Annotated in this window: 12 protein-coding genes; 3 read left to right on the forward strand and 9 right to left on the reverse strand. The window is 37.6% G+C overall.

Annotated features, from left to right (window positions below):
- The 3 genes from parC to N178_RS07995 all read right to left on the reverse strand — a co-directional run.
- The coding region (gene parC, locus N178_RS07985) for a DNA topoisomerase IV subunit A (protein ID WP_045291689.1) at positions 1-2,424 on the reverse strand (2,424 nt) is incomplete at its 3' end.
- Positions 2,421-4,397 carry a DNA topoisomerase IV subunit B gene (gene parE, locus N178_RS07990; RefSeq protein WP_045291690.1) on the reverse strand — a complete coding sequence of 659 codons (1,977 nt, stop codon included), beginning with the start codon at positions 4,395-4,397 and terminating at the stop codon, positions 2,421-2,423. The genes parC and parE, both read right to left, overlap by 4 nt.
- Positions 4,398-4,730: 333 nt before the next feature.
- Positions 4,731-5,144 (reverse strand): CoA-binding protein, encoded by a 414-nt coding sequence (locus tag N178_RS07995; RefSeq protein ID WP_013057242.1) that lies wholly within the window; start codon positions 5,142-5,144, stop codon positions 4,731-4,733.
- A gap of 205 nt (positions 5,145-5,349) precedes the next feature.
- Here N178_RS07995 and plsY point away from each other — a divergent pair, with 205 nt between their 5' ends.
- The gene (gene plsY, locus N178_RS08000; RefSeq protein ID WP_014459891.1) at positions 5,350-5,943 is read left to right on the forward strand and encodes a glycerol-3-phosphate 1-O-acyltransferase PlsY; all 594 of its coding nucleotides are present in this window, start codon (positions 5,350-5,352) and stop codon (positions 5,941-5,943) included.
- A gap of 374 nt (positions 5,944-6,317) precedes the next feature.
- Positions 6,318-6,608, forward strand: coding sequence for a HesB/YadR/YfhF family protein (locus tag N178_RS08005; protein ID WP_013057245.1), 291 nt, complete (start codon positions 6,318-6,320; stop codon positions 6,606-6,608).
- A gap of 40 nt (positions 6,609-6,648) precedes the next feature.
- Here the strand turns inward: N178_RS08005 and N178_RS08010 are convergent, their stop codons facing one another.
- The 3 genes from N178_RS08010 to tlp form a co-directional block, all read right to left on the reverse strand.
- Positions 6,649-7,071 carry an acyl-CoA thioesterase gene (locus N178_RS08010; protein WP_028408348.1) on the reverse strand — a complete coding sequence of 141 codons (423 nt, stop codon included), beginning with the start codon at positions 7,069-7,071 and terminating at the stop codon, positions 6,649-6,651.
- A 78-nt stretch (positions 7,072-7,149) separates the two neighbouring features.
- The gene (locus tag N178_RS08015; RefSeq protein WP_237758422.1) at positions 7,150-8,565 is read right to left on the reverse strand and encodes a phospholipase D family protein; all 1,416 of its coding nucleotides are present in this window, start codon (positions 8,563-8,565) and stop codon (positions 7,150-7,152) included.
- A 124-nt stretch (positions 8,566-8,689) separates the two neighbouring features.
- Positions 8,690-8,932 carry a small acid-soluble spore protein Tlp gene (gene tlp / locus N178_RS08020; protein ID WP_013057249.1) on the reverse strand — a complete coding sequence of 81 codons (243 nt, stop codon included), beginning with the start codon at positions 8,930-8,932 and terminating at the stop codon, positions 8,690-8,692.
- A 172-nt stretch (positions 8,933-9,104) separates the two neighbouring features.
- Between tlp and N178_RS08025 the strand changes: the two genes are divergently transcribed.
- The gene (locus N178_RS08025) at positions 9,105-9,710 is read left to right on the forward strand and encodes a hypothetical protein (protein WP_045291692.1); all 606 of its coding nucleotides are present in this window, start codon (positions 9,105-9,107) and stop codon (positions 9,708-9,710) included.
- Between the two features lie 31 nt (positions 9,711-9,741).
- Here N178_RS08025 and N178_RS08030 read toward each other — a convergent pair whose 3' ends face one another.
- The 3 genes from N178_RS08030 to N178_RS08035 all read right to left on the reverse strand — a co-directional run bounded on the left by N178_RS08030 (position 9,742) and on the right by N178_RS08035 (position 10,885).
- Positions 9,742-9,885, reverse strand: a complete 144-nt coding sequence (locus N178_RS08030; protein WP_043982832.1) for an acid-soluble spore protein N — start codon at positions 9,883-9,885, stop codon at positions 9,742-9,744.
- Positions 9,886-9,929: 44 nt separating this feature from the next.
- Positions 9,930-10,073 carry an FbpB family small basic protein gene (locus tag N178_RS25810; protein WP_080890160.1) on the reverse strand — a complete coding sequence of 48 codons (144 nt, stop codon included), beginning with the start codon at positions 10,071-10,073 and terminating at the stop codon, positions 9,930-9,932.
- A 212-nt stretch (positions 10,074-10,285) separates the two neighbouring features.
- Positions 10,286-10,885 (reverse strand): TlpA disulfide reductase family protein, encoded by a 600-nt coding sequence (locus tag N178_RS08035; RefSeq protein ID WP_045291693.1) that lies wholly within the window; start codon positions 10,883-10,885, stop codon positions 10,286-10,288.
- Positions 10,886-11,037 lie beyond the last annotated feature (152 nt).

Genomic DNA, 11,037 nt, shown 5'->3' on the forward strand with positions numbered 1-11,037 from the left:
TTTTTCTTCCAGCCACACATCAACTAAATTGCCAGCTTCGCTTTGGTCCAATACGAATGAACCGTTGCTGTATCGGTCGCTAGCCCGCATTGTAGATGGATCAACCTGCTCGATCTGACCTTTAGATGATTCCACTATCATGTAATGTTCTTTAGAGATTACTTTTACTTTTGCAATTTGATGCGGATTAGATTTTAGTTCTCGGACCATCACTAGCCCTCGTTTTGCTCGTGCTGATTCTTCAAACTCAGTAATTTTTGTCTTTTTCACAGCTCCTCGCTGCGTGGCGATAAATAATTCAGTTGATAGAGCTTCATCTTCATCGAAGATAACGCCGCTTACAACATAATCCTCGTCTTTTAAGTTAATTCCTTTTACACCAGAAGCGCGAGTTCCTACAATATTGATTTCTTCTTCCCGGAAACGCAGTCCGTAGCCAGAGCGAGTGGCAATAAACACTTGTTTTTTACCATCCGTTTGATATACATCGACTACTTCATCATCGCCTTTTAAATTAACGGCGACAAGAGCTTTGGAGTAGCGCTGTGCTTTATATTGAAGTAATTCTGATTTTTTGACCATACCATTTTTCGTAAAGAAAAGCAGATACTGATTTTCTTTAAATTCTTTTACCGGTATCGCCCGTACAATTTGCTCTTCTTTATCAATTGGAACAATGTTCATGATATGCTGCCCCATGTCTTTCCACCTGATATCAGGAAGTTCGTGCACTGGCATATATAAATAGTTCCCTTTGTTTGTGAAGATAAGCAGTGTTTCGGTTGTATTAATTTCATACTTCGCTAAAATTCGGTCCGTATCTTTCATACCGAAGTCTTGCCCGTTAGACGCGGCGTAAGAACGAAGACTTGTTCGTTTTACGTATCCGTCTTTTGTGACTGTTACCATCACTTCTTCAGATGGAACCATCACTTCTAGATTAATCTTAATTTCTTCGATTTCTGCTTCAATTTTTGAGCGGCGTTCTGTACTGTATTGCTTTTTTACACGGCGTAATTCTTTTTTGATTACATTAAAAAGTTTTTTCTCGCTATGTAAGATTTCTTCTAACTCGTTAATTTTAGCACCTAGCTCTTCAGCTTCCGCCTGTAGAGCTGTAATGTCCGTGTTTGTCAAGCGGTATAATTGAAGCGACACAATCGCTTCTGCTTGAGGTTCTGTAAATTCATATTTAGCAATTAAATTATTTTTAGCATCCCGCTTATCTTTAGAAGCTCTAATAGTTGCAATAACTTCATCTAAAATCGACAGTGCTTTAATCAATCCTGCTACAATATGTTCGCGTTCACGTGCTTTTTGCAGTTCGTATTTAGAACGATTTGTTACCACTTCTCTTTGATGATCAATATAAGCATCAAGAATGTTAGGTAAACTCATAAGCTTTGGTCGCTTTTTAGCAATAGCAACCATGTTAAAATTATACGGTACTTGCAGATCTGTATTTTTGTAAAGGAAGTGAAGTACTCCTTGAGCATTTGCATCTTTTTTTAGTTCTACTACGATACGCAGGCCGGTACGATCCGTTTCATCGCGAACTTCAGCAATGCCTTCCACTTTTTTATCTAAACGAAGCTCATCCATTTTCTTAACAAGGTTGGCTTTGTTTACTTCAAATGGAATTTCCGTAATAACAATTTGCTGTTTTCCGCCGCGAATGGACTCCACTTCCGTTTTTCCGCGAATAATAATTTTCCCTTTACCTGTCTCGTAGGCTTTCTTAATTCCGTCTACACCTTGAATGATTCCCCCTGTAGGAAAATCAGGACCTTGAATAGCCGTCATCAACTCTTCAATTGTACACGTTGGTTTATCAATTCGCATGATCGTTGCGTCAATTACTTCACCTAAATGATGGGGAGGAAGTTCCGTAGCATAACCAGCTGAAATACCCGTGGATCCATTCACTAGCAAGTTAGGAAACATAGCCGGTAACACAGTTGGTTCGCTGCTTGTATCATCGAAGTTAGACACAAACTCAACCGTTTGTTTGTCAATATCTCGTAGAAGTTCTGCAGCAATCGATGAAAGGCGAGCTTCTGTATAACGCATTGCTGCTGGGGGATCTCCATCAATACTTCCGTTGTTTCCGTGCATTTCGATTAATACATTTCTAACTTTCCATTCTTGACTCATTCGAACCATGGCATCATATACAGATGAATCACCATGAGGGTGATAGTTACCAATTACGTTTCCTACAGTTTTAGCTGACTTGCGAAACCCTTTTTCTGCTGTATTTCCATCTACGTGCATTGCATATAAAATACGGCGCTGAACGGGTTTTAACCCGTCTCTTGCATCCGGCAATGCGCGCTCTTGAATAATATATTTACTATATCGACCAAAACGGTCGCCTAGTACATCCTCAAGAGGTAAATCTAAAAAGCGTTCTGTTTGTGTCATTGTATGTCCTCCTCTGCGACCGTTAATACATTTTCATTATCTAAAATATTTGGATCTTCTTCTAATCCAAACGCTACGTTACTTTCAATCCATTTTCTGCGAGGTTCTACTTTATCGCCCATCAAAGTGGTCACACGACGATCAGCGCGGGCAGCATCATCAATACGAACACGAATCAGCGTACGCGTCTCTGGGTTCATTGTTGTTTCCCAAAGCTGATCTGCGTTCATTTCACCGAGACCTTTGTAGCGCTGAATCATATAGCCTCTTCCTACCTTGTCAATTGCACCTTGCAATTCTTCGTCACTCCATGAATATTCAACCACTTCTTTTTTACCTGACCCTTTACTTACTTTGTAGAGCGGTGGAAGAGCAATAAATACTTTTCCTGCTTCCACAAGCGGTTTCATATAGCGGTAGAAAAACGTTAGCAGAAGCACTTGAATATGAGCCCCATCCGTATCCGCATCGGTCATGATGACTATTTTATCGTAGTTAATATCATCAATTGTAAAATCTGCGCCTACTCCTCCGCCTATCGCGTGGATGATTGTACTAATTTCTTCGTTTTTAAAAATATCTTGAAGCTTGGCTTTTTCGGTATTGATAACCTTCCCTCGCAGTGGCAGCACAGCTTGAAAGCGGCGATCCCTTCCTTGTTTTGCTGAACCTCCGGCGGAATCCCCTTCGACTAAGTACAGTTCGTTTCGCTGAGGATTTCTTGATTGCGCAGGTGTTAACTTCCCGCTTAGAACGGTTTCTTGACGCTTTCGTTTCTTCCCGTTCCTTGCGTCTTCTCTGGCCTTTCGTGCCGCTTCACGCGCTTGAGCCGCTTTGATTGCTTTTTTTACAAGAAGAGAGCTTACGTCCGGGTTTTCTTCTAAGAAATAGGCAAGTTTTTCAGAAATAACTGCATCTACGGACGAACGAGCTTCACTTGTACCTAACTTTCCTTTTGTTTGTCCTTCAAACTGAAGCAACTCTTCAGGTATTCTAACGGAAACGATGGCCCCTAAGCCTTCTCGTATATCCGTTCCTTCTAAGTTTTTGTCTTTTTCTTTTAGCAGGCTTACTTTACGGGCGTATTCATTAAATGCGCGCGTCATAGCGCTTTTTGCACCGGACTCATGCGTTCCGCCATCTTTGGTACGAACATTATTAACAAATGATAAAATGGTTTCAGAATAACCATCGTTAAATTGAAAGGCAAATTCAACTTCAATATTATGATGAATACCTTCAAAAAAGACGACTGGATGAAGTGAATCTTTTTCTTCATTTAAATATGAAACGAAGGCTTGAATACCTGTTTCATAATGAAAGATATCGTGACGATCATGCCTTTTATCGATTAACTCTATTTTGAACCCTTTTAACAGAAAAGCCGATTCGCGGAGCCGTTCACAAAGCGTATCATAATTGTACACGGTTGTTGAAAAAATCGTGGCATCCGGTTTGAAATGAATCGTTGTTCCCGTTTTTTTCGTTTTCCCTATTTTTTCTAGAGTGGTAACCGGCTTTCCTCCATTTTCAAAGCGCTGTTCATAAATAAATCCATCTCTATGAATAGTTACAGTCAACCATTCAGACAGCGCATTTACAACAGATGCACCTACTCCATGTAAACCTCCACTTGTTTTATATCCACCCTGCCCGAATTTACCTCCTGCATGCAAGATGGTTAAAATAACTTCAGGCGTTGGTTTTCCTAGTTTATGCATGCCCGTTGGCATACCTCGACCTTTATCTTGTACAGAAATTGAATTATCTTTGTGAATGGTTACAATAATTTCTTCTCCATAGCCTGCTAGTGCTTCATCGACGGAGTTGTCGACGATTTCATATACTAAATGATGCAGACCACGTGTATCCGTACTTCCAATATACATACCAGGACGTTTACGAACGGCATCTAATCCTTCTAGTACTTGAATTGCATCTTCATTATAATTAAATTGTTGTTTCCGAGCCATTCATACTACCCCTTTCATCACAACGAACATTACTACATTATGTATGAAACACAAACGTTTGCGCTTCGTGTCTAAGAATAAATGATCATGTATCCTATCTTTTAGTTTTATAGTGTTCGCATCAATAGAACGTATGTTTCTATTTTTGCGTACTTACAAGATTTTAGCACAAATTTCCGTATTATAAAAGCAATATCTTGTGTATTCATGGATTATAAGCCTTATAAAGCTAGCTGTCTAACGTCTATTGTAGCGGAAACGCTCTTACTATTTCAACGCATGGTGAAACCCATGCAAGCAGTGTGCATGGGTTGGTTGTTCTGCTTATAGATCTTACTTTGTTAAAGCATGCTCGACTTTTATACAACGATCCATAACTACAGTATACCCTTTTTTAGCGAGCAGGTCATATGCTTCTTCATTAATTAAACCAGATTGCGCCCAAAATACGTCTGCATCTACTTCTAAAAACTCTTCTGCAACTTCAAGCAAATGCTCAGAGCGACGAAATACGTTAACGATATCAATATGCCCTTCAATTTCTTTTAATGAAGATACGGCTTTTACGCCGAGCGCTGAGTTGATTGTGGGGTTCACCGGAATTATCTCGTAACCTTGCTGCTGCATGGCTTCTGAAACCATATAAGACGTTCGATGAGGATTATCTGATAAACCCACTACAGCAATGCGCTTGCTTTTTTTTAATATTTTACCAAGCTCTTGACGGGAAGGAATTTTAATGGACATGTCTATTACCTCTCTTAGCTATATAATATGTACTGAACAACATTCGCGATTTACAGTTGATTTCCTGCATATAGTACCCGTTTTCTCTATTTTTGTAAACGTCTTCTTTTTTTAAAATAATTGTCTCTCACCTAAAACTAGCTATGTTTTTTTAAGTATCTCATGGTAAAATAGAAACGATATAGAAATAAAGGAGCTTTCAAACATGAATTATTTATTACCTATTCTTGCCTATATCTTGGGCTCTATTCCTTTTGGACTAGTTGTTGGAAAACTAGGATACGGCATCGATATACGAGAGCATGGAAGCGGCAATTTAGGCGGCACCAACTCATTTCGTACATTGGGTGTAAAAGCCGGAATTATCGTTACGCTTGGAGACATTCTAAAAGGTACCCTAGCAGCTTCTTTACCGCTTTTATTTGATACAAATCAAAACATTCTCTTCATTGGTTTATTTGCTGTCATTGGCCATATTTTTCCTATTTTCGCGAAATTTAAAGGCGGAAAAGCTGTTGCCACATCCGCCGGAGTGATTTTATGTTATGAACCTCTTTTATTTGTTTTCGTGTTATTATGTTTTTTTATCTGCTTATACATAACGAAGTATGTATCACTGTCATCAATGGTTACCGGGGTATTAACCTTTATCTACACGCTATTTAAACAAGACTACATGCTTATTATGATTATTGGTGTAATTGTAGCCTTTGTCATTTACAGACACCGGGCAAACATTACGCGAATTCTTAACAAAACAGAACCGAAAGTCACATTTTTATCAGGTAAAAAGAAATAAGAGGATTTTCCTCTTATTTCTTTTTTTATAACTACTTTGTAAGCGAATACATTTCTTGTTTATTAGTTATACTGATACTAAAATAAGGAGGTGAATGATGTGAAGAAAAAATGCCCTATTTGCAAACGTAATAAGAAAATGGATTCACAGCTAGAAGGAAGCCGCTACTGCGTTCACTGCTGGGAAACTATTGGAAAACAATATGATTTTAAATGAAAGAATGAAACGATTTAATATAGAAATGAAGCATTCGCCTCTATATTAAATCGTTTTATTTTATCTCGTTCCTTCCTAGCTGGATTCGTATATATTGGTAATTTATCTATCTTTCTACTATAATAAATGTATCCGCAGTATTGGAAGGAGCATAATTAATGAAATTAACAGTAACAGAAGCAGCAGCTACGTGGTACAAAGACGAAATGATGCTAGAAGGAAACGAAACAATTCGCTTTTTTGTTCGCTACGGCGGATGCAGCAACGTTCAAAAAGGTTTTTCTTTAGGTGTAAACACAGATTCTCCTAAAAACGTTGGCGTTGAAACAAAAGTTGACGGTTTAACATTTTTCGTAGAAGATGAAGACCTTTGGTACTTTGATGGTCATGATTTGACCGTGAACTATAATGAAGAAACAAAAGAACCTGACTTTCATTACGAAGCGTAAGAAAAAAGCATCGATTTATCGATGCTTTTTATTTTTACGCTTAACCCTGCTTTTTGGCATCTTCATAGGCTTTATGCCATTCCGGATAATTACGGCGAATCGAAATAGGCTTAAAGTTTTCTTTTTTCACACATACGTGCGACGATGTTCCTGTTAACGCAAGTTCTTCATTTGAATTAAAAATTTCGTATCCGTACACAACGCGTAGACCGTCATAGTTCTCAACCCAAGTATGTACCACAGCTGTCTCGCCATAATGAAGCGGCTTTTTATATGACGCCTGTATATCAATAACTGGCGACAGCACACCGTCTCTTTCCATTTGTGCATAGCTAAAACCTAAATCACTGATAAACTGCGTTCGGCCTATTTCCATCCATACTAAATAGTTAGCATGATACACAACGCCCATCTGATCGGTTTCTGCATAGCGCACTTCGATCTCTTTCTTCGATACTAGCATGATTCTACCTCCTATTGCACTGTTCCTGTTTTATCTTACCATACAAGGAGAATATACTCCTACTAGTTTGGTCATGGCTCAGTAGGTTGTAAGACTAAGCGCTTCTTGAATTCGGTATATCAGTGTTTCCAGCCGCGTCATCTTATTTTCATACTTTTTATAGGGAAGCGTATATGTGTGACCTTTATTTGTCCATAGACGGTCAAAATAAGCGTTTAGTTCGGTCATAACCTTTTCGTTAGGAGGTCCTGATACTTTAATATCCGTTTCTAAGTTTAAATCAGCTAAATTTCGCTTGGTGAAATTTGCTGCTCCTGCAATAATAGTGGCGTTTCTTTTGTTTTGAATTAATAAGGTTTTACAATGATACTGCTCTATTCCTGTATGATACCAGCGAATTTTAATATTACCTTTAGATTTCTTAACGAGTTCTGCCGCTACTGGACGGTTAGGCAGTCCGAACTTTTTTCTTCCAAACGCATTTTCGTTAGGATCTAAAATTAACCGTACGTTTGCTCCTTGTTCAGAAGCTTTCAAAAGGGCCTTTATTACGTCTCGATCTCCAAGATAAAACATGCCAAGCCACACATCGTCACCTTGTTTAGCATGACGTAAATCACTTAACACGTGCTTATAGATTTTGCCTTCTGTTAGCAGCTGAACATAGAGGTCTCCCTTTTCTTTTTCTTTCTTTTTATAGAGAGGTAACCTTCCTCCGTAAGAAAAATCAGAGACGGCTTGTTCGCTTTTTACCGCATCTCCAATGATATTCCCTTTTACTTCAAAGGCCATGTTAGAATTATAAAAACTTGCATCATGAGGATTGGCAGAAGAAATAATAACGCTTTGATCGGTTGCTACTACTTTTCTGTGATTAGCTTTTACATTTAACAACGTAAGATAAGCACGGGCCGTTACGTTAGGCGCTTTATTTCCGAAAGGATTCGTTATCCACCCGGTTCCTTTTTCACCCATCCACTGAACAAAAGTTCTCCACACTGCAGAATATAGTGGAATGGAATCTCTGAGCTTAGATAAATTGGTTTGCACCACTTTGATTCCGTTCAGCCGCAGTGAATCTAACCACTTTGAATCATGTGAGCCGTAGCTTGTATTTATTTCATCCGTAATAAAGACTATTTCGACATTAGGATGTTTTCGTTTCTTTTCAATCAGCTTACTTGCAAGCGTATCACTAAGGTGAGGAAACTTTTCGCCTTGGTTATAGTAGCCATTAAATAGAAACATATCCATAATAATAAAAGTTTTTGCTTCATCAATTGCATTCATAACTGCTTGAAAAATATGTTGTTCGGAAACAGACGTCTGTTGGTCTTGATACGTTAGGTCTGATAAAAGCAATACATCCTCTACTTTGTGAGGATTACTCTCGTATGAAATTCCTTTAGGCAAGGGCTTATGAGTGTGATAAGAGCCCACAATAATCAAGACGATAAGTAAACTGAGCAAAATCCTTACTATTTTCTTTTTCACGTGCTTTTTCACCTACATAAACCTCTTCGCTAGTTTGTAATATTATTCACCTTACTAAAAAAATATAGAAAGAAAGCAGCTAAAACCGTTTATTTTTAGCTGCTTATTGTCACTGTTTTACTTATTAAATCGTACCTTCATAACCATTTTGACGAGCTTCTGACTCATCTTTTATTTCACTGCGCATTGCTTCGATGCTTACTTCACGATTATGATTTTTTTGCTGAATGCGCTGACGTTCTTCTTCAGTGCTGCATGCAGCAGCTTCTTCTGCTTCTTCAATGTTTTTCATTGTATTTTGCACCATTGTTTGTAATTTTTCAACGTTATCACTGCGATCGTCTGGATTCGGTTTATTCCATGCCATTGTATCTTCCTCCTCAAAATAACTTTGTTACAATTGTAGTATGCCGGATTTGTTCATCTCTATAAGTGGAAAAAAATGATTTTAGTTTACATAATATAATTATAATTAAGTTAAAATGCATATATAACACATACATAATATGGTAATATATACATACAAAGGGGGAATCGCTATGACTAAACGAATGATAGCATTACTAAGCGTAGTCTTTATTGCAGCCTTATTTTTTATGTCTCAAACTTCATTGGCATCAAAATGGACAACAAGTGTCTCTATCAAGCCTCACCATTACTCAAAACATGAAGAAAAAATGTTAGCCGTGACAAACTTAGACTACAAAAGCAACATCATTGCATACGATGTTAAAGCTCCTAATGGCGCAAAAGAAGCTTATGTAAAAGCTACTTATTACGAAAAGGGAAAAGCCAAACAACCTTTACTCTCAGGAGGGTTGACTGTTTCAAAAGAATTTGACATGTTTGCTGTTACATATAAAATCGATGATGATACTCACAAAGTTATGTTTAATGTAGGAAGCAACGATACAAACCTAGGGATAGAAGCGAAAAAGCCTAAAAAAATGAACGGCTATTCCTTTACTGGGTTAGAGAAAAAACAAAAAGTAAAAATGAATAAACCATATCCAGTCGCTGCTTTATTTGGTGACGATGGCAGTGGCATACGAGTTGCTCCGCTTTCAACCGATGATGGAGAAGTTGTTAAAGAGCTTATTTCGAGCAATCCTTACGTTTATTTATTCACGGTAGAATTCAAATAATAAAAAGTCGCTGAATTCAGCGACTTTTTATTCATTCACCTTTGGTTTGAATAACTTGAGGATGCTTGCCGGATTTATCTTGCATTTGTTTTCCGTTATTTCCACCAGCTTCTCTCGGTTGAGTGCCGATGTGATTCGGAACAAAAGGTTTGCTTTGTTTTTTAGGATTTCCCATGCTTATCCCCTCCTCACCGTTACTCTAACCAACTTACTTTAAAGTTATTCAGCTCTTTCAAGCATACGATCTTCTAACCGCTTTTCAATTTCTATTTCAATGCGTTCAATTTCTGACTGATCTTTTAAAAGCTGCGTTTTATTTTCTTGCACTAACTCTTCAAATGAACGTTTGCGTAATTTTCTCATGATCACAACACCTACTTTATGTAATTTTTATGAAAAATCTGAAAAATCTAAAGAAACTGATATCATACAACTATCTATATTGTAACCAATTTGTCAGATAAGTAAACATACTTTTTAAAAAGTTGTAAGAAAGTTTGACATATTTACTAATTTATCTATGTATACGATGGTAAAGTAAATAAGTTTCATTTTTAATAAAACAAGCAGCGAAGTTAATTCGCTGCTTGTTGAGCAAATGTTTCCATTTGTTTAATGGTCATTGGACCATTAACCCGTTGAACAATTTTCCCTTCTTCATCTATAAAATAAGATGTCGGAATGGTGGAGACCCGATATTTTTTACTTCCTACAATATCTTGGTCGTCCAATAATACACGAAACGTAAACTGTTTTTCTTTAAGAAACTTAGATACTGCCTGTTTACTGCCTTCTGACGAAGTTAAATTAACCGCAAGCAGCTGTACATCGTTTCCATATTTGTCATAAAACGCTTGCATATCGGGCATTTCTTTTTGACACGGCGGACACCATGTTGCCCAAAAGTTTAAAATAACTTTTTTCCCTTTAAAGTCTGATAATTGAATGGATTTTCCGTTCGTATCTGAAAGTGTAAACGGAGGCGCTGTATCTTTTGGTTCCAACCCATAAGCTTGACCCGAAGCCTGACGAGCACTATTGCCTTTTTTAATATTTAAATCCTTGTATTCGCTTAAGTTAGAACTATCGGATGCTTCATTTGAAGAAAGCCCTTGCCAAAGTGCGTAGCTAAGAAAGCCTACTAGAAGCAAGACCGCAATTATTTTTTTAACCATATGATCGGCTCCTTTATTTCTTCTAAAAAGTGATAATCTATGTACTAATAGATATGTGCAATATCTACTAAAATAATCCTTTTATCGGGCATTTTCTTTTATAATATAGCATATTCCCCTCTCGCTTTTTGTCGAAAACGGTGCGTTTACAT

It is taken from the genome of Priestia aryabhattai B8W22 (assembly GCF_000956595.1).
Taxonomy (GTDB): domain Bacteria; phylum Bacillota; class Bacilli; order Bacillales; family Bacillaceae_H; genus Priestia; species Priestia aryabhattai.